This is a genomic window from Iodobacter arcticus, from assembly GCF_042664895.1.
GTDB classification, from domain to species: Bacteria; Pseudomonadota; Gammaproteobacteria; order Burkholderiales; family Chitinibacteraceae; genus Iodobacter; species Iodobacter arcticus.
In genome coordinates this window covers 205,968-226,062 of sequence record NZ_JBHTBQ010000004.1, presented here as the reverse complement: position 1 = coordinate 226,062, position 20,095 = coordinate 205,968, and the positions used below count along the sequence as shown (strand labels likewise).

The following is a 20,095-nucleotide window of genomic DNA, read 5'->3' as shown; positions in this document are numbered from 1 at the left end:
CTTACAACACTTCTGGCGCAAGTGAAACGATCTTCATAAATCGTTCATTGCGCAGCTCACGAGTCACTGGCCCAAAAATACGGGTACCAATTGGCTCAAGCTTGGCGTTAAGGAGAACTGCAGCGTTGCCGTCAAACTTAATCAGCGAACCATCAGCACGGCGTACGCCCTTAGCGGTGCGAACCACTACGGCGCTATAAACATCACCTTTTTTAACACGGCCGCGAGGGGCTGCATCTTTAATGGCAACTTTAATAATATCGCCCACCGAAGCGTAGCGACGCTTGGATCCACCAAGAACCTTAATGCACATTACAGAACGTGCACCAGTGTTATCGGCAACTTCAAGCCTAGTTTGCATTTGAATCATTGAAACAAACCTCCAACTTTTTCCGCCATTATCTCGGCAAGACCGAGTCGCTCGGCAAAACCGAGCATTAGCAGCTAGTTTTGGATCCCGTAGGGAAGAACTCCATACACAACAAGATGTTATATATGGATAAGAAAGCGGGCATTGTACATAAAGCACAATACCCGCGCAAGCACGTATTAAATATTAATTACGAGCTTTTTCTACCAGCGTCGTCACAGCCCAATTTTTAGTCTTGGATAGTGGACGAATTTCTTGGATCGTAACCAAATCACCCTCGTGATATTGATTGCTTTCGTCGTGTGCATGGTATTTTTTGGAACGACGCATCATCTTGCCGTAGAGCGGGTGTTTAACCAGACGCTCTACCAACACGGTAACAGTCTTATCCATTTTGTCGCTGACGATACGGCCTGTCAGTTCGCGCTTCAGTTTAGCTTCAGACATCGTTACGCCGCCTTCTGAGCCATGATGGTATGAACGCGCGCAATATCTTTGCGCACACGGTTGAGTTCGCTTGGCTTCGCCAGTTGACCCGTCGCATGCTGCATACGCAAGCTAAACTGCGCCTTCAACAATGCGGTCAACTCAGCCTTCAGCTCTTCAACAGATTTCTGATGTAGTTCAGCAGCTTTCATCGTTGTCCCGCCTGACGAGTGACAAAGGTAGTCGCGAATGGCAACTTAGCAGATGCAAGGCGGAAAGCCTCACGTGCAACTGCTTCATCTACACCATCCAACTCATACAATACTTTGCCTGGTTGAATCTCAGCAACCCAGTAATCCGGGCTACCCTTACCATTACCCATTCGAACTTCAGCGGGCTTGGTAGAGATTGGCTTATCTGGGAACGTACGAATCCATACACGACCACCACGTTTAATATAACGGGTAATCGCACGACGTGCGGATTCGATCTGACGAGCCGTCAGACGACCACGACTAGTGGCCTTGAGCCCAAACACACCAAAAGCAACGCTGTTACCACGAGTAGCAATACCCGTGTTACGGCCCTTCTGGACCTTGCGATACTTAAGTCTAGTTGGCTGCAGCATTGCGAGGCCCCTTCCGTGCGTTTTTCTTCTGAGCTTCAGGCGCTACTTCAGCGGCCTTTTCGCCCGGCTTCATTTCGCCTTTATAAACCCAAACCTTGATACCAATGATACCGTAGGTGGTTTTGGCTTCAGAAGTCGCGTAGTCGATATCAGCACGAAGAGTATGCAAAGGCACACGGCCTTCACGATACCACTCACAACGTGCAATTTCGATGCCGTTCAAGCGACCTGACGACATAATCTTGATACCTTGAGCACCAAGACGCATCGCGTTTTGCATAGCACGCTTCATAGCGCGACGGAACATCACACGCTTTTCAAGCTGTGCAGAAATGCTGTCGGCAATAATCTGCGCATCGATTTCAGGCTTGCGCACTTCTTCGATATTTACATGCACGGGCACATTCAGGATTTTTTGCAGCGCTTTCTTAAGCTGCTCAATATCCTCACCCTTCTTACCAATCACCACACCAGGACGAGCCGTGAAAATAGTGATTTTGGCATTCTTAGCCGGACGCTCGATTACGACACGACTCACTGAAGCACTGGCCAGTTTCTTTTTCAGATAATCGCGTACAGCGATATCTTCATTGAGCATACCGGCAAAATTGCTACTGTTGGCGTACCAACGCGAAGCCCAGTTCTTAGTGACGGCGAGACGAAAACCCGTCGGATGAACTTTCTGACCCATAGTCGCTCCTTAATCGCCAACAATCAATGTGATGTGGCAAGTTTGCTTCTCGATACGATTGCCACGGCCTTTGGCACGTGCGCTGAAACGCTTAAGAGAAGGTCCCTTATCCACAAAAATTGTGGTCACTTTGAGTGCGTCGATATCGGCGCCTTCATTGTGCTCAGCATTGGCAATAGCGGATTCCAGAACCTTCTTAATTAATACAGCACCCTTTTTAGGGCAGAAGGCCAAGATGTTCAACGCCTGCTCTACCGGCTTGCCACGGACTAGGTCAGCGACCAGCCGCGCTTTTTGGGCGGAGAGGCGAGTGTTGCTTAATACAGCAGATACTTGCATGTCTTCACCTTATCGCTTGGCTTTTTTGTCCGCAGCATGGCCTTTGAACGTGCGGGTGAGTGCGAACTCGCCCAGCTTGTGTCCAACCATGTTTTCGTTCACATATACTGGAACGTGCTGCTTACCATTGTGAACCGCAATTGTCAGACCAACGAAGTCTGGCAACACAGTAGAACGGCGTGACCAAGTTTTCACTGGACGCTTGTCGTTCGCCGCGCGGGCAGTTTCCACCTTTTTAATCAGGTGCAGGTCAACGAATGGGCCTTTTTTAATAGAACGTGCCATTTACATTACCTCTTGTTCGCGGGACGACGACGCACGATCATATTGCTTGTGCGCTTGTTGCGACGAGTGCGATAGCCCTTAGCAGGCTGGCCCCATGGACTTACTGGAACACGACCTTCACCAGTACGACCTTCACCACCACCGTGCGGGTGATCAACCGGATTCATAGCAGTACCACGTACAGTTGGACGAATACCCAACCAACGCTTAGCACCTGCTTTACCGTAGGAGCGAAGATTATGCTCTTCGTTACCTACTTCACCGATTGTTGCGCGGCAGTCAACGTGAACCTTGCGGATTTCGCCAGAGCGCAGACGCAACTGAGCATAAGCACCTTCACGAGCCAGCAACTGAACACCAGCGCCAGCGGAGCGAGCAATTTGCGCGCCTTTACCTGGCTGCATTTCAATGCAATGGATCGTCGAACCAACCGGGATATTGCGAATAGGAAGGGTATTACCCACCTTAATCGGCGCATCCGAGCCAGAAATAACGGTCATATCAGCCTTAAGGCCTTTAGGAGCGATAATGTAGCGACGTGTGCCGTCTGTGTAACAAAGCAAGGCGATGTTAGCAGTACGGTTAGGATCGTATTCAAGACGCTCTACACGAGCTACGATACCGTCTTTATCATTACGCTTAAAGTCGATTAGACGATAATGCTGTTTGTGACCACCACCCATATGACGGGTTGTAATCACACCACGGTTGTTACGCCCAGCTGTCTTGCTTTGCGACTCGAGCAAAGGAGCGTACGGCGCACCTTTGTGTAGATCTGGGGTCACAACCTTGACGACGGCGCGGCGACCGGGGGACGTCGGTTTTACTTTTACCAATGCCATTTTCAGTCTCCTTTACTGCGCTGCCGCGAGGTCGAGTTCTTGGCCTGCAGCAAGGCTAATGTAAGCCTTTTTCCAGTCCTTGCGACGACCTACGGTACGACCAAATTTCTTGCCCTTGCCCTTGACATTCAATGTCGACACGCCTTCAACCTTCACTTTAAAGAGAAGTTCAACAGCGGCCTTGATTTCTGCCTTAGTAGCGTCCGTAGATACACGGAAAACAACTTGATCATTCTTTTCAGCCACAAAAGTGGTCTTTTCTGACACGATAGGTGCCAAAAGAACTTGAAGCAGACGATTTTCAGAGAATTGCATCATGCGTACAACTCCTCAAAAGCTTGCAGTGCTTCACGAGTGATAACCACTTTCTTATAACGAACGAGGCTCACTGGATCAGCTTGCGATGGCTCAAGCACCAGAACGTGCGCAAGATTACGCGACGCAAGGTACAAGTTTTCATCCAGCTCTTTGGTGATAATCAACACGGAATCCAACTGCATAGCAGCCAATTGCAGTGCGAAAGCCTTAGTTTTTGGTGTTTCAGCTGTGAAGCTTTCCACCACCACAAGACGCTCTTCACGAACCAGTTGCGACAGAATGGTCGCGATACCAGCACGGAACATCTTACGGTTAACCTTTTGTGAGAAGTTCTCATCCGGGCTATTCGGGAAAGCACGACCACCACCACGCCATAGCGGGGAGGAACTCATACCAGCACGAGCACGGCCTGTACCCTTCTGCTTCCAAGGCTTTTTGGTCGAGTGACTTACGTTATCACGACCTTTTTGAGCACGATTGCCGCTACGAGCATTCGCGAAGTAAGCTGTCACAACTTGGTGAACCAGCGCTTCGTTGAATTCGCGTGCGAACAGTGCATCTGAACCAGCGACAGCGGCTTGCGCCTCGCCGGCAGCATTGATGACTTTAAGATCCATTACGCACCTGCCTTCACACTCGGACGAACAACCACGTCATTGCCTTTGCAGCCAGGAACAGCGCCCTTAACTAACAGCAATTGACGTTCGGCATCGACACGGACGATTTCCAAGTTCTGGGTGGTACGTTGAACGTTACCCAGTTGACCTGCCATGCGCTTACCAGGAAAAACGCGACCCGGATCTTGCGCTTGACCAATGGAACCCGGCGTATTATGCGAGCGCGAGTTACCGTGGGAGGCACGGTTGGAAGAGAAATGGTGACGTTTAATAACACCAGCAAAACCCTTACCTAGCGTTGTACCAGTTACATCAACATAAGAACCAGTCGCAAACATCTCAACTGAAAGCTGATCACCAGCCTTCAATTCTGCCAATTTCTCAGCAGTGACGTCAAATTCAACCAAACCCAAACCCGCTTCCACGCCTGCTTTCGCAAAGTGGCCAGCTTGAGCCTTGTTAACACGACTAGCTTTCTTTGCGCCGAAAGTTACCTGAACAGCCGTATAGCCATCAGTTTCCAGCGTCTTGATTTGCGTAACGCGATTAGCAGACATGTCCAGCACTGTTACCGGAATGGAAGCACCATCCTCAGCAAAAACGCGGGTCATGCCGACTTTACGTCCGACAAGTCCTAAGCTCATAGTTATATCCCTTTCAGGGCCGATTACGATTGACCGGCTAAACCTAAAGTAAAAAAGGCTTGCCACCCTTAAGTGGCAAGCCCGCGACTTTAGCAAAGTTTTCCTTTTACCGCAAGCACTTAGCGTGCATTACAGAAAAAAACTTTGTTTGTCGATTACTGCAGCTTGATTTCTACGTCTACACCAGCTGGAAGATCCAGCTTCATCAGCGCATCAACGGTTTTGTCTGTTGGATTGACAATGTCCATTAAACGCAGGTGCGTACGAATTTCCATCTGATCACGCGCCATTTTATTAACGTGTGGAGAGCTCAGAATGTCAAAACGCTCAATCTTAGTAGGAAGCGGAACTGGACCCTTAACAACTGCACCAGTACGCTTAGCCGTATCAACAATTTCCTGCGCCGAACGATCGATCAAAGCGTAGTCAAAAGCTTTCAGACGGATACGAATTTTTTGGTTTTGCATTTTCACAAGCCTTTAAACGAGGACTTTGGCAACTACACCAGCGCCAACAGTACGACCACCTTCGCGAATAGCGAAGCGTAGACCTTGTTCCATAGCAACTGGAGCGATCAGGGTAACGGTAACTTCAACGTTATCACCTGGCATCACCATTTCAGTACCTTCTGGCAAATCAACTGAACCTGTTACGTCAGTTGTACGGAAGAAGAACTGTGGACGGTAGCCGTTAAAGAATGGAGTGTGACGACCACCCTCATCTTTCGACAGAACGTATACAGAACCTTCAAACTTAGTGTGCGGAGTGATCGAACCTGGCTTAGCCAATACTTGACCACGCTGAACGTCTTCACGCTTAGTACCACGAAGCAATGCACCGATGTTATCGCCAGCTTGACCTTGATCAAGCAGCTTACGGAACATTTCAACACCAGTACATGTTGTCTTAACTGTTGTGGTGATACCAACAATTTCGATTTCTTCGCCGACTTTAACAACGCCGCGCTCAACACGACCAGTCACAACAGTACCGCGACCTGAGATAGAGAATACATCTTCAACTGGCATCAGGAACGCGCCATCAACAGCACGTTCTGGCAATGGAATGTATGAATCAAGCGCATCAGCAAGACGGAAAATAGATGGCTCGCCATGCTCAGACTGATCACCTTCCAGGGCCATACGAGCAGAACCAACAATAATTGGAGTGTCGTCACCAGGGAAGTCATACTTGCTCAGCAGCTCACGAACTTCCATGTCTACCAATTCAAGCAATTCAGCATCATCAACCAAGTCAGCTTTATTCAGGTAAACAATGATGTATGGAACGCCAACTTGACGAGCCAACAAGATGTGCTCACGAGTTTGTGGCATAGGACCATCAGCCGCTGAACATACCAAGATCGCGCCATCCATCTGCGCAGCACCAGTAATCATGTTCTTGATGTAATCCGCGTGACCTGGGCAGTCAACGTGAGCGTAGTGACGTGTTTCTGTCTCATACTCAACGTGTGAAGTATTAATAGTAATACCGCGTGCTTTTTCTTCAGGAGCGCTATCGATTTGCGAGTAATCTTTCGCTTCGCCACCGAATTTCTTCGACAAGATAGTCGAAATTGCCGCTGTCAGTGTGGTCTTACCATGGTCAACGTGACCAATTGTACCAACGTTAACGTGTGGCTTTGTGCGCGTAAACTTTTCTTTTGCCATTGCTATAGATCCTTTAAATTATATGATTATTTTTTGTTCGCAATAATCGCGTCAGCCACATGCTTCGGCGCTTCGGAGTAGTGCTTGAATTCCATAGAGTAAGTTGCACGACCTTGCGACATTGAGCGCAAGCGAGTCGAGTAACCAAACATCTCGGAAAGAGGCAACTCAGCCTTAACCATCTTGCCACCAGCAGGATTATCATCCATACCTTGCAAGATGCCACGGCGGGACGAGATATCGCCCATGATGTCGCCCATGTACTCTTCTGGTGTTTCGACTTCTACAGCCATCATTGGCTCAAGAATAACGGCACCAGCACGACGCATCGCTTCTTTAAATGCAATCGAACCCGCAAGTTCAAACGCAAGTTGTGAAGAGTCAACATCATGGTACGAACCAAACGTCAGACGAACCTTAACGTCAACCACTGGGAAACCAGCCAACACACCCGCTTTCAATGTGTTTTGGATACCCTTATCCACCGAAGGGATAAATTCACGAGGAATTGAGCCGCCCTTAACTTCATCAGAGAAGGAATAACCGTTGCCTTCACCAGCCGGCTCAACTGTAATCACGCAATGACCGTATTGACCTTTACCGCCAGACTGTTTCGCGTGCTTACCTTCAACATCGGCAGCGATGCGGGTAATGGTTTCGCGGTATGCAACTTGCGGAGCACCCACGTTCGCTTCAACGCCAAATTCACGACGCATGCGGTCAACCAGAATTTCTAAGTGCAACTCACCCATGCCCGACATAATTGTCTGGCCGGTTTCTTCGTCAGTACGCACACGGAAAGAAGGATCTTCTTTCGCCAAGCGATTCAGGGCAATACCCATCTTCTCTTGGTCTGGCTTTGTTTTAGGCTCAACCGCAACGTGAATCACTGGCTCTGGGAACACCATGCGTTCCAAGATAATGAAGTCACTTGGCGCACATAAAGTCTCACCCGTAGTTACATCTTTCAAGCCAATCGCAGCCGCGATATCTCCCGCATAAACTTCATCAATTTCTTGACGATCGTTTGCGTGCATTTGCACGATACGGCCAATACGCTCTTTCTTATCTTTAACCGAATTCAACACGGTATCGCCAGACTTCACGATACCAGAGTAAACACGGAAGAAGGTCAGCTGACCAACATAAGGATCGCTCATCAACTTGAATGCAAGTGCAGAGAATGGAGCAGTATCAGACGCTTCGCGAGTGATAGGCTCTTCTTTATGGTTCACACCCGTAATCGCAGCCACTTCAATCGGAGACGGCATGAAGTCAATCACTGCGTCGAGCATGCGTTGCACACCCTTGTTCTTGAACGCGCTACCGCACAACATAGGCTGGATTTCGCATGCTAAGGTACGAATACGCAGGCCAGCTACGATATCAGCTTCGCTCAAATCACCTTCTTCAAGGTATTTGTTCATCATCTCTTCAGATGATTCAGCAGCGGCTTCTACCATGTTTTCGCGCCATGTTTTCGCCAATTCAAGTAATTCGGCAGGAATCTCACCGTACTCAAACTTCATACCTTGCGATGCTTCGTCCCACAAGATTGACTTCATCTTGATCAGGTCGACCACACCAGTAAAGCCATCTTCAGCGCCAACCGGGATAACAACCGGCACTGGGTTAGCTTTCAGGCGAATCTTCATCTGCTCAACAACACGGAAGAAGTTAGCACCTTGACGGTCCATCTTGTTTACGAAAGCAAGACGTGGAACTTTGTATTTATTAGCTTGACGCCATACGGTTTCAGACTGAGGTTGAACACCACCCACAGCGCAGTAAACCATGCAAGCACCATCCAGAACGCGCATTGAGCGCTCAACTTCAATAGTGAAGTCAACGTGGCCTGGAGTGTCGATGATGTTAATGCGGTGTTCTGGGTACTGTTGCGCCATGCCTTTCCAGAACGTAGTTGTCGCAGCAGAAGTAATCGTGATACCACGCTCCTGCTCTTGCTCCATCCAGTCCATTGTTGCTGCGCCGTCATGCACTTCACCGATCTTGTGGTTTACACCGGTGTAGAACAAAACGCGTTCGGTCGTCGTCGTTTTACCGGCGTCGATGTGAGCAGAAATACCAATATTACGGTAATGCTCAATAGAAGTCTTACGTGCCACGGGATATTCCTTGTCCGAGTTACGCGATTAGAAGCGGTAGTGAGCGAACGCTTTATTCGCTTCTGCCATGCGGTGTACTTCGTCACGCTTCTTCATAGCGCCACCACGGCCTTCAGCCGCATCGAGGAGTTCGCCTGCCAGACGCAGATCCATCGACTTTTCACCACGTTTACGAGCCGCATCACGAACCCAACGCATCGCCAATGCCAAACGACGGCTAGGACGGACTTCGACTGGTACTTGATAGTTTGCACCACCAACACGACGGCTTTTAACTTCAACCATTGGCTTAGCATTACCGATTGCAGCGGAGAACACTTCCAGCGGTGACTTGCCAGTTTTTTTCTCGATTTGTACAAGTGCACCGTAAACGATACGCTCTGCAACCGCTTTCTTGCCATCCATCATTACAACGTTCATGAACTTAGTCAGTTCTTGGCTACCAAATTTTGGATCCGGTAAAACGTCACGTTTCGGTACTTCTCTGCGTCTAGGCATAATTCTCTATCCTTAATATTTCATTCAGTCGGGGCTTAGCCCCTCGGTCGCCCATCAAGACGACCACTTACTCGACGGCCCAAATGGGACTCGCCGACCGTCCAGTGGCAATTAAGCCTTTGGACGCTTAGTACCGTACTTGGAACGCGACTGTTTACGACCCTTAACGCCAGCAGTATCCAAGGAGCCGCGTACTGTGTGGTAACGCACACCCGGCAAATCCTTAACACGACCGCCGCGGATCAGCACAACGCTGTGTTCCTGCAGATTATGGCCTTCACCACCGATGTACGAAATAACTTCGAAACCATTGGTTAAGCGAACTTTACAAACTTTACGAAGCGCTGAGTTAGGCTTCTTAGGAGTGGTTGTGTATACACGAGTGCATACGCCACGTTTTTGCGGGCAAGACTCAAGAGCTGGCACTTTGCTCTTTGCTTTTTCCTGCACACGACCTTTACGGACGAGCTGGTTAATCGTTGGCATTGATTACTTCCTTAGGTTAAAAATCCCCGTAGGGCACTTACTACTTCTTCATATTTATGACAAAGCATTAAACATATTATCAGTCAGCTTGCGCCGGCCACCACATGCTTGTTTCTTTGTTTTACCACTGGCTACTACTCACAACTACTTCTTCATTTAATGAGGCGCTGTTTTTATTTACAATAAAATCAAAGCATTAAGTCTGTTATTAGTCCTGCTTTTCGCTAACCACCACGGGCTCATTTCTTCATTTTTAAAACAAATAAAACAGGGATAACCACATCAAAAAAAGAAGTACACAACGCCCAGCAAAGCTGAGCGTTGTGTAAAAGTACAGGATTCTATTGAAATCAAGTGCTTGTCGTCAAGACAAGCTGATGATCGTTAAACCCCAACTTCACCACTTGCAGCGGTTTCAGCCTCTGCAGTTGGTGCAAAAATATCAGCCAGTTGATCAACAACTGGTGCCTGACGCTTACGATTACGATGGTAAGCTAAACCAGTACCCGCAGGAATCAAGCGACCTACGATGACGTTTTCTTTCAGACCGCGCAAGTCATCAATTTTACCCATGATGGCTGCTTCAGTCAGCACTCGCGTGGTTTCCTGGAAGGAAGCCGCTGAAATAAACGAATCTGTAGACAGAGATGCTTTAGTAATACCTAACAGAACATTATCGTAGCTTGCTGGTAACTTACCCTCAGCAATCAACTTATCGTTCACTGTCAGTACTTCTGCACGCTCAACTTGCTCACCCTGAATGAAGGCAGAATCTGCAGAATCAGTAATGATGACACGACGTAACATTTGACGAAGAATCACTTCAATATGCTTATCGTTAATCTTCACACCCTGCAAACGATACACTTCCTGCACTTCTTGTACGACATAGCGTGACAACGCTTCGATCCCTTGCAGACGCAAGATATCGTGCGGATCAATCGCACCGTCAACAATACTTTCACCACGGTTAACAACCTGACCATCATGAACCAGTACGTGTTTTTCTTTCAAGATCAGGTATTCGTGCGGCGCACCTTCCAGATCCGTTAAGACTAAACGCTGTTTACCCTTGGTTTCTTTACCAAAGGAAACTGTACCGGTAATTTCAGCCAGCATACCCGGATCTTTCGGAATACGCGCTTCAAACAACTCAGCAACGCGTGGCAGACCCCCGGTAATATCGCGAGTCTTGGCAGATTCTTGTGGAATACGCGCCAACACATCACCCACACCAACCACTTGACCGTCTTTCACCGTGATAATACAACCCACTTGGAAACCGATCATAACGGTGGTGTCAGTACCCGCCATTTTAACTTCGCCACCACGTTCATCCAATAACTTAACCATTGGACGTACACCAGTTGCCTTACCGCCTTTACGCTTAGGATCGATAACAACCAAGGTCGAAAGACCGGTCACATCATCGACCTGCTTCATTACGGTAATACCCTCTTCCACATTATCGAACTTCACCTGACCGGCGTATTCCGAAATAATTGGACGAGTGTGCGGATCCCATGTACCCAGTACGCCACCGGCTTTGATGCTATCGCCATCTTTAACCGTCAGTGTTGCGCCGTACGGCACTTTGTGACGTTCACGCTCACGACCATTGTCATCGACAACAATCACTTCAGCAGAGCGTGCAATCACCACTGGATCACCCTTGGCATTGGTCACGTAGCGCATATTAGGGCTGTACGCGATATTACCGCTGGATTTCGACTCTACTTGTGTTGCCGCAGCCGCACGAGAAGCCGCACCCCCGATGTGGAAGGTACGCATAGTCAGCTGTGTACCTGGCTCACCAATCGACTGAGCAGCGATGACACCCACTGCTTCACCGGTATTCACCAGATGACCACGACCAAGGTCACGACCGTAACACGCGGCACACAGGCCATAACGTGTTTCGCAAGACAGCGGAGTACGAACCTTAACCTCGTCAACACCAAGGAGTTCGATTTCCTCTACTTCGTCTTCACCCAGCAATGTACCTACTGGGAACACTGTTTCGTGAGTAACAGGATCGATCACATCAAGCACGACCACGCGACCCAGAATACGATCACGCAGGGCTTCAATCACATCACCACCCTGTACAACGGCCTTCATGACTACGCCGTTCTTGGTGCCGCAATCGTCTTCGATCACAACCAAGTCTTGTGTAACGTCAACCAGACGGCGTGTCAGGTAACCCGAGTTCGCTGTTTTCAGCGCCGTATCTGCCAGACCCTTACGTGCACCGTGGGTAGAGATAAAGTACTGAAGAACGGTCAAGCCTTCACGGAAGTTGGTAGTAATCGGCGTTTCAATAATCGAACCGTCCGGCTTAGCCATCAAACCCCGCATACCGGCCAACTGACGAATCTGCGCTGCAGAACCGCGGGCACCGGAATCGGCCATCATAAATACTGAGTTAAACGAGTCTTGATCGACTTCTTTACCTTCGCGGTTGATGACCTTCTCTTTACCGAGCTGATCCATCATCGCTTTGGCAATCTGATCACCGGCACGACCCCAGATATCCACGACCTTGTTATAGCGTTCACCCTGAGTCACCAGACCGGAGCTGTACTGATGCTCGATCTCGCGCACTTCAGCGTAGGACTCAGCCAGAAGCTGAACCTTTTTATCCGGCACAACCATATCGTCAACGCAAATCGAGATACCGCCGCGTGTCGAATAAGCAAAACCGGTGTACATCAGTTGATCAGCAAAAATAACGGTATCTTTCAAACCGCAACGGCGGAATGAAGCGTTAATCAGCTTACCAATTTCTTTCTTTTTCAGTGCCTTATCGATATGGCTGAAGTCCAAGCCCTTAGGCAGGATTTCAGACAAGATCGCACGACCAACCGTGGTGCTACGACGCACCATCTGAGCTTGCCATTCGCCGTCTTCGTCTCGTACCCATTCTTTCAGACGGATATCAACACGCGTTTGCAAGGTCACTTCCTTGCTCGCATAAGCGCGCATTGCTTCGCTTACGTCGATCAGGTACATGCCCTCGCCCTTGGCATTGATACGCTCACGAGTCATGTAATACAGACCCAACACGATATCCTGCGAAGGAACGATAATTGGCTCGCCGTTTGCTGGCGACAATACGTTGTTAGAAGCCAGCATCAAGGTGCGTGCTTCCATCTGCGCTTCAAGGCTCAGTGGAACGTGAACAGCCATCTGGTCACCGTCAAAGTCGGCATTGAATGCCGCGCAGACGAGTGGATGCAGTTGAATCGCTTTACCTTCGATCAACACTGGCTCAAACGCTTGAATACCCAAGCGGTGCAGTGTTGGCGCACGGTTCAAGAGAATCGGATGTTCGCGAATCACGTCTTCCAAGATGTCCCAAACCACTGGATCTTGTGCTTCAACCATTTTCTTCGCGGCTTTAATAGTGGTCGCAAGACCAAGCACTTCAAGCTTGTGGAAAATAAATGGTTTGAACAGCTCCAGACCCATCAGTTTCGGCAAGCCGCACTGATGCAGACGCAGTGTCGGGCCAACGGTAATCACCGAACGACCAGAATAATCTACGCGCTTACCCAGCAAGTTCTGACGGAAACGACCGCCCTTACCCTTGATCATATCGGCCAAGGATTTAAGAGGACGCTTGTTCGCACCCGTCATCGCTTTACCGCGACGGCCGTTATCGAGCAAGGAATCAACCGCTTCTTGCAACATACGCTTTTCATTACGCACGATAATTTCAGGTGCGCGCAATTCTAAAAGACGCTTCAGACGGTTATTACGGTTAATTACGCGACGATACAGATCATTCAGATCTGAAGTAGCGAAACGACCACCATCCAATGGTACTAAAGGACGTAATTCTGGCGGCAATACAGGCAGAACTTCCAAAACCATCCACTCTGGCTTGATGCCGGAACGTTGGAAGGCTTCCAGCACTTTCAGGCGCTTGGAAATCTTCTTGATCTTGGTTTCAGAGCCGGTGGAGGACAATTCAGCACGCAGGGTGGTGATTTGGTCTTCTACATCCATGCTCTTCAAGAGTTCACGCACCGCTTCCGCACCCATCAGGGCTACGAATTCGTCACCGTACTCTTCAACTTTATTGAAGTAATCTTCTTCAGTCAGCAATTGGCCACGTGTTAGCGGCGTCATGCCTGGCTCGATCACCACAAAACCTTCGAAGTAAAGTACGCGTTCGATATCACGCAATGGGATATCAAGCACCATACCCAAGCGCGATGGCAGGGATTTCAAGAACCAGATGTGTGCAACCGGGCTAGCCAGCTCGATGTGTCCCATGCGGTCGCGACGAACCTTGGACAGGGTCACTTCCACACCGCACTTCTCGCAGATCACGCCACGATGCTTCAGGCGTTTGTACTTACCGCACAGGCATTCGTAATCTTTGATTGGGCCAAAAATACGCGCGCAAAATAAGCCATCACGTTCTGGCTTAAATGTACGGTAGTTAATGGTTTCCGGCTTTTTTACTTCGCCGAACGACCAAGAGCGGATTTTTTCTGGCGATGCCAGACCGATCTTAATCGCATCAAATTCTTCATTTGCAGCAACTTGCTTGAAGAGTTCGAGTAAGCCTTTCATTCTTTGACTCCAGTGAGGCGTTCGGGGTATGGCGGGCACTCTGCCCGCCATCTACTACCCCTCGAATCAATACGTTTCCAGATCGATATCGATACCGAGTGAGCGAATTTCCTTCACAAGTACATTGAAGGATTCCGGCATACCCGCATCAATCCGGTGATCGCCCTTCACGATGTTTTCATACACCTTAGTACGACCGTTCACATCATCAGACTTCACGGTCAACATTTCTTGCAAGGTGTAAGCTGCACCGTATGCTTCCAACGCCCAAACTTCCATCTCCCCGAAGCGCTGACCACCAAACTGAGCTTTACCGCCCAGTGGTTGTTGCGTTACGAGTGAGTAAGGACCAGTGGAACGAGCATGCATCTTATCGTCAACCAAGTGATGCAGTTTCAGGTAGTGCATCACACCAACCGTTACTTTGCGTTCAAATGGCTCACCATTACGACCATCAAACAGCTGCATTTGTGTCTTGCTGCTGTTGAAGTCCAGTAATTCGGTGTGTGGATCTTCGCTTGGGTAAGCTAAGTCCAGCATCTGATAGATTTCTGACTCTTTCGCACCGTCAAATACCGGACTTGCAAAAGTCATACCGTTGCGCAGACCGTTGGCCAACTCAATCAATTCTTCATCAGTGAGACCGTCAATATCTTCAGTCTTGCCACTGGTGTTATAGATTTTGTTCAAGTAAGCACGCATATCAACCAGCATGCCGTTACGTTGCTCGCGCAACATCGCGTCAATACGCTGACCAATACCCTTAGCTGCCCAACCCAAGTGCATTTCCAGAATCTGACCAATGTTCATACGCGAAGGTACGCCCAATGGATTCAGAACGATATCTACAGTTGTACCATCTGCCATATATGGCAGATCTTCAATCGGCAGAATCTTAGAAACAACACCCTTGTTACCGTGACGACCGGCCATCTTATCGCCTGGCTGTAAGCGACGTTTAACCGCCACATACACCTTAACCATCTTGATCACGCCAGGTGGCAATTCGTCACCTTGAGTCAACTTACGTTTTTTATCTTCAAAACGCAGATCAAACTCAGTACGCATCTGACCAATCAGGTCTTTCATGGCTTCTAGCTGGCGAGCGGACTCTTCGTCTGCTAAGCGGATATCAAACCAATCAATCTTTGCTGGCAAGCCAAGCAAGTATTCTTTGGTGATTTCAACGCCCTTAGCCAACTTCATTGGGCCGCCGTTAGCTACTTTACCCACGATCATACGTTCAATACGTTCGAACAAATCGCTTTGTACAATACGTAGTTGATCGTTCAGATCTTGGCGGTAACGACGCAATTGATCATCGATGATGGACTGGGCACGACGATCGCGCTCCACACCTTCACGAGTAAACACTTGCACGTCAATAACCGTACCCACCATGCCAGACGGCACGCGCAGCGAAGTATCTTTAACGTCAGAGGCTTTTTCACCGAAGATCGCACGTAAGAGCTTTTCTTCAGGAGTCAGCTGGGTTTCACCCTTAGGGGTCACCTTACCGCACAATACATCGCCCGCTTCCACTTCAGCACCGATGTAAACCACACCAGACTCATCCAGACGACCCAGCATACGCTCGGACAGATTGGAGATATCACGGGTAATTTCTTCAGCGCCAAGCTTGGTGTCACGCGCCATTACGTTCAGTTCTTCGATGTGAATCGAAGTATAACGATCGTTAGATACGACATCTTCCGAGATCAAAATCGAATCTTCGAAGTTGAAACCGTTCCAAGGCATAAATGCGATAGTCATGTTCTGACCCAGAGCCATTTCGCCCAAGTCAGTTGACGCGCCGTCAGCAATAACGTCACCCTTGGCAATAATGCTGCCACGAATAACTACTGGCTTCTGATTGGTGTTGGTGTTCTGGTTAGAACGAGTAAATTTAATCAGGTTGTAAATATCTACACCTGTTTCACCCGCAATCGCTTCGTCATCGTTTACACGAATAACCACACGAGCTGCATCAACATAATCAACCACACCGCCGCGTAAAGCAGTTACTGCGGTACCCGAGTCAGTTGCACATGTGCGTTCAATACCTGTACCTACAAACGGTGCTTGTGCACGTAAGCAAGGCACAGCTTGACGCTGCATGTTGGCGCCCATCAACGCACGGTTGGCGTCATCGTGTTCCAAGAATGGAATCAGCGATGCTGCAACCGATACGATCTGGCTAGGAGCCACATCCATGTACTGCACGCGATCAGGCGTTACAACAATCGTGTCGCCATTAGAACGACAAGTTACTAACTCGTCAGTCAAACGACCTTCTTCGTCGAACTCGGCATTCGCCTGAGCTACAACGTACTTGCCCTCTTCAATCGCGGACAAGTATTCAATTTCATCAGTAACCTTACAATCGATCACTTTGCGATACGGTGTTTCCAAGAAGCCGTAGCTATTGGTACGCGCATAGCAAGAAAGCGAATTGATCAGACCAATGTTTGGACCTTCCGGTGTTTCGATCGGGCAAACACGGCCGTAATGCGTCGGATGCACGTCACGAACTTCAAAGCCAGCACGCTCACGAGTCAAACCGCCGGGTCCCAAAGCAGAAACACGACGCTTGTGCGTGATTTCTGACAATGGATTGGTTTGATCCATAAACTGCGAAAGCTGGGAAGAGCCGAAGAATTCTTTGATTGCAGCCGAAACAGGCTTGGCATTAATCAAATCATGCGGCATTAGGTTGTCTGATTCCGCTTGTGACAAACGCTCTTTAACAGCGCGTTCTACACGAACCAAACCAGCGCGGAATTGGTTTTCAGCCAACTCACCTACCGAGCGCACACGACGATTGCCCAAGTGATCGATATCATCGATATCGCCACGGCCATTACGCAATTCTAAGAGGATACCAATCACAGCAATAATGTCGGCGGTGCACAAAATACCAGCACCTTCAACACCACGCGGACCCGCTTCTTCGTAGAAACGACGCATCCAACCCGGCGCTTTTTCTTCTAAGCGATCAGGGTAAGCACGGCGGTTAAACTTCATGCGACCAACAGCAGATAGATCGTAACGCTCAGGCGCGAAGAACAAGCCCTTGAACAGCGCTTCAACCGAATCTTCGGTCGGTGGCTCACCAGGGCGCATCATGCGATAAATTGCAACGCGAGCACCATACTGATCAGCTACATCATCTGAACGCAATGTCTGAGACAGGAACGCGCCCTGATCCAGATCATTTACATACAGCACATTGACAGATTTTACATCGGCCATATCCAGCTTAGCAGCCAGATCTTCGGTCACTTCTTCGTTGGCCTTAGCCAGCACTTCGCCGGTTAATGGATCAACAACGTTATGCGCCAAGATACGACCATAGAAGTAATCCAAAGGCACAGGGATTTTCTTCAAGCCAGACGCATTAATATCGCGAATGGTTTTAGCTGTAATACGCTTATCTTTTTGTACGAGTACGGTGCCGTTATCAGCAACGATATCGAACTTGGCAATTTCACCCTTCAGACGTTCTGACACCAGCTCTAAGCACAGGCCATCTTCGTCCATAAGGAATGTATCGGTATCGAAGAAACCCGCCAGAATTTGCTCTGGGTTATAACCTAGGGCTTTCAGCAGCGTGGTTACCGGCATCTTACGACGACGGTCGATACGGAAGAACAGCAGATCTTTTGGATCAAACTCAAAATCTAGCCAAGAGCCGCGATACGGAATAATCCGCGCCGAGAACAAAAGCTTGCCTGAAGAATGAGTCTTGCCCTTGTCGTGCTCAAAGAACACGCCAGGAGAACGATGCAACTGGCTAACAATAACGCGCTCTGTACCATTGATCACGAAAGAACCGGTACGTGTCATCAATGGCACTTCGCCAAAGTAAACGTCTTGTTCTTTAACTTCTTTGATCGTTGGCTTAGATGCTTCGCGATCCATGATCACGAGGCGTACACGCGCACGCAGTGGAGCCGCGAAGGTAATTCCTCGCTGCTGGCACTCGAGCACATCAAACGCAGGATCGCCGAGGGAGTAATGCACAAACTCCAATCGAGCGTTTTCGTTATGAGAGACGATAGGGAAAATCGAATTAAACGCAGCTTGCAAACCGATCATCCGGCGCGAATCGGCCGGAACCCCTAGTTGCAGGTATTCACTATAAGAATCGATCTGCGTTGCGAGCAGGAATGGCACCTCAAGGACGCTCTTCCGTTTCGCAAAACTTTTACGAATGCGTTTTTTCTCAGTGAACGAGTATTTCATACTCATAAACTCTCCATGGAGTGGGGCGCAAAGGACAAACCGCAAACGCCCGCCAACGTGTTTGTGAGCGGTTTCCGGTTTGACAACTGCTTGCAAAAGAACACAAGCTGGATTCCGCTAACCGACAAATATCGGGATCAGCTGTAAGCTAAGCAATAGACACAAACGCAAAAGGGCAGGCGGATTCCTCCGCCTGCCTTCACTACATCCTAAGGGATGCTTACTTCATCTCAGCTGTTGCACCAGCCTCAACGAGTTTTTTCAACATAGCTTCAGCATCAGCTTTAGAAATGCCTTCTTTCACTGGCTTAGGAGCGCCGTCAACCAAGTCTTTCGCTTCTTTCAGGCCAAGACCTGTCAATTCGCGAACGATCTTAATTGTGCCAACTTTGTTAGCGCCAGCGCCAGTCAGAATTACGTCGAATTCTGTCTTTTCTTCAACTGCTGCACCAGCAGCAGCTGGGCCAGCAACTGCAACAGCAGCAGCAGAAACGCCAAACTTTTCTTCGAATGCCTTAACCAGCTCATTCAGTTCCATTACGGTCAAAGCGGATACTGCTTCGAGGATATCGTCTTTAGTCAGAGCCATTTATTAATACTCCTGAAAATCTTGTCTGTTTTAATACAACAATCGTGTTTAAGTTGTCGCTTAAGCGGTCGCTTCTTCGGCTGGGGCTTCTGCAGCCTCCACCGGAGCGGCGATGCCTTCGGACTTCTGCGCTGCCAGCGCGGCAAGGCCACGTGCGAAACCAGCCATCGGTGCTTGCATAACGTACAGCAGCTTGGACAACAGTTCTTCACGGCTTGGAATAGATGCAAGAACAGCTACTTCTTCTGCATTCATTACCTTACCATCATAAGAACCAGCCTTGATCACGATCTTCGCGTCTTTCTTTGCGAATGTGTTCAAAACTTTTGCCGCAGCAACTGGGTCTTCGGAAATACCGTACACCAGTGGGCCAACCATTTGGTCTGCCAACTCAGCGAACGGAGTCCCTTCAACCGCACGACGTGCCAGTGTGTTCTTCAGAACACGCAGGTACACGCCTGACTCACGCGCTTGTTTGCGCAGTACAGTCATGCTTGCAACGCCGATACCTCGGTATTCAGCGATAATAATCGTTTGAGCTGTAGCAACTTCTGCTGCGATCTCAGCGACTACCGCCTTTTTGTCTTCAAGATTGAGACTCAAGGTCTACCTCCATTGGTTAGTAGTTCAGTGCGAATAAATCGCACCACCCAATCAAACGGCGACCTTTGCTTCAGGAGACTTGCTAACAACATTGCTACTGGAGCCATGCATTTAGAGCCTATAGATTCGGGCGC

The 20,095-nt window shown here is 49.0% G+C and carries 20 protein-coding genes; all 20 read right to left on the bottom strand.

Annotation, left to right across the window (positions count from 1 at the left end; all coding sequences use genetic code 11):
- Position 1: 1 nt before the first annotated feature.
- The 20 genes from rplN to rplJ all read right to left on the bottom strand — a co-directional run bounded on the left by rplN (position 2) and on the right by rplJ (position 19,961).
- A complete protein-coding gene (gene rplN, locus ACFQNF_RS02565) occupies positions 2-370 on the bottom strand; it encodes a 50S ribosomal protein L14 (RefSeq protein ID WP_046351565.1) in 369 nt (122 codons plus the stop codon).
- A 186-nt stretch (positions 371-556) separates the two neighbouring features.
- The gene (rpsQ, locus tag ACFQNF_RS02560) at positions 557-817 is read right to left on the bottom strand and encodes a 30S ribosomal protein S17 (protein WP_046351564.1); all 261 of its coding nucleotides are present in this window, start codon (positions 815-817) and stop codon (positions 557-559) included.
- A 2-nt stretch (positions 818-819) separates the two neighbouring features.
- Positions 820-1,008, bottom strand: a complete 189-nt coding sequence (rpmC, locus tag ACFQNF_RS02555; RefSeq protein WP_046351563.1) for a 50S ribosomal protein L29 — start codon at positions 1,006-1,008, stop codon at positions 820-822.
- Positions 1,005-1,424, bottom strand: a complete 420-nt coding sequence (gene rplP, locus ACFQNF_RS02550) for a 50S ribosomal protein L16 (RefSeq protein ID WP_046351562.1) — start codon at positions 1,422-1,424, stop codon at positions 1,005-1,007. Before rplP ends, rpmC begins: the two co-directional genes overlap by 4 nt.
- Positions 1,408-2,115 (bottom strand): 30S ribosomal protein S3, encoded by a 708-nt coding sequence (rpsC, locus tag ACFQNF_RS02545; RefSeq protein ID WP_046351561.1) that lies wholly within the window; start codon positions 2,113-2,115, stop codon positions 1,408-1,410. Before rpsC ends, rplP begins: the two co-directional genes overlap by 17 nt.
- Before the next feature lie 9 nt (positions 2,116-2,124).
- Positions 2,125-2,454: a 50S ribosomal protein L22 gene (rplV, locus tag ACFQNF_RS02540; RefSeq protein ID WP_046351560.1), complete on the bottom strand. Its 330-nt coding sequence runs from the start codon at positions 2,452-2,454 to the stop codon at positions 2,125-2,127.
- 9 nt (positions 2,455-2,463) lie between these two features.
- Positions 2,464-2,739 (bottom strand): 30S ribosomal protein S19, encoded by a 276-nt coding sequence (rpsS, locus tag ACFQNF_RS02535; RefSeq protein WP_046351559.1) that lies wholly within the window; start codon positions 2,737-2,739, stop codon positions 2,464-2,466.
- Between the two features lie 5 nt (positions 2,740-2,744).
- Complete coding sequence (gene rplB / locus ACFQNF_RS02530; RefSeq protein WP_046351558.1) at positions 2,745-3,581, bottom strand: 50S ribosomal protein L2; 837 nt, start codon at positions 3,579-3,581, stop codon at positions 2,745-2,747.
- Between the two features lie 12 nt (positions 3,582-3,593).
- Positions 3,594-3,896, bottom strand: a complete 303-nt coding sequence (rplW, locus tag ACFQNF_RS02525) for a 50S ribosomal protein L23 (RefSeq protein WP_197433117.1) — start codon at positions 3,894-3,896, stop codon at positions 3,594-3,596.
- Complete coding sequence (gene rplD, locus ACFQNF_RS02520; RefSeq protein ID WP_380185868.1) at positions 3,896-4,516, bottom strand: 50S ribosomal protein L4; 621 nt, start codon at positions 4,514-4,516, stop codon at positions 3,896-3,898. The genes rplW and rplD overlap by 1 nt, the downstream gene beginning before the upstream one ends.
- Positions 4,516-5,160 (bottom strand): 50S ribosomal protein L3, encoded by a 645-nt coding sequence (gene rplC, locus ACFQNF_RS02515; protein ID WP_380185866.1) that lies wholly within the window; start codon positions 5,158-5,160, stop codon positions 4,516-4,518. Before rplC ends, rplD begins: the two co-directional genes overlap by 1 nt.
- Before the next feature lie 155 nt (positions 5,161-5,315).
- Positions 5,316-5,627: a 30S ribosomal protein S10 gene (gene rpsJ, locus ACFQNF_RS02510; protein ID WP_046351554.1), complete on the bottom strand. Its 312-nt coding sequence runs from the start codon at positions 5,625-5,627 to the stop codon at positions 5,316-5,318.
- 12 nt (positions 5,628-5,639) lie between these two features.
- Positions 5,640-6,830: an elongation factor Tu gene (gene tuf, locus ACFQNF_RS02505; protein WP_380185864.1), complete on the bottom strand. Its 1,191-nt coding sequence runs from the start codon at positions 6,828-6,830 to the stop codon at positions 5,640-5,642.
- A 26-nt stretch (positions 6,831-6,856) separates the two neighbouring features.
- Positions 6,857-8,956, bottom strand: a complete 2,100-nt coding sequence (fusA, locus tag ACFQNF_RS02500; protein ID WP_380185862.1) for an elongation factor G — start codon at positions 8,954-8,956, stop codon at positions 6,857-6,859.
- 27 nt (positions 8,957-8,983) lie between these two features.
- The gene (rpsG, locus tag ACFQNF_RS02495) at positions 8,984-9,454 is read right to left on the bottom strand and encodes a 30S ribosomal protein S7 (protein WP_046351551.1); all 471 of its coding nucleotides are present in this window, start codon (positions 9,452-9,454) and stop codon (positions 8,984-8,986) included.
- Between the two features lie 111 nt (positions 9,455-9,565).
- A complete protein-coding gene (gene rpsL, locus ACFQNF_RS02490; protein ID WP_046351550.1) occupies positions 9,566-9,940 on the bottom strand; it encodes a 30S ribosomal protein S12 in 375 nt (124 codons plus the stop codon).
- 384 nt (positions 9,941-10,324) lie between these two features.
- Entirely contained in the window at positions 10,325-14,524 is a 4,200-nt protein-coding gene (gene rpoC, locus ACFQNF_RS02485) for a DNA-directed RNA polymerase subunit beta' (protein WP_380185860.1), read from the bottom strand.
- A gap of 66 nt (positions 14,525-14,590) precedes the next feature.
- Positions 14,591-18,769 carry a DNA-directed RNA polymerase subunit beta gene (gene rpoB, locus ACFQNF_RS02480; RefSeq protein WP_380185919.1) on the bottom strand — a complete coding sequence of 1,393 codons (4,179 nt, stop codon included), beginning with the start codon at positions 18,767-18,769 and terminating at the stop codon, positions 14,591-14,593.
- Positions 18,770-18,989: 220 nt separating this feature from the next.
- On the bottom strand, positions 18,990-19,358 hold the full coding sequence (rplL, locus tag ACFQNF_RS02475) for a 50S ribosomal protein L7/L12 (protein WP_380185858.1): 369 nt from the start codon (positions 19,356-19,358) through the stop codon (positions 18,990-18,992).
- Positions 19,359-19,418: 60 nt separating this feature from the next.
- On the bottom strand, positions 19,419-19,961 hold the full coding sequence (gene rplJ / locus ACFQNF_RS02470) for a 50S ribosomal protein L10 (protein WP_380185856.1): 543 nt from the start codon (positions 19,959-19,961) through the stop codon (positions 19,419-19,421).
- Positions 19,962-20,095: the final 134 nt, after the last annotated feature.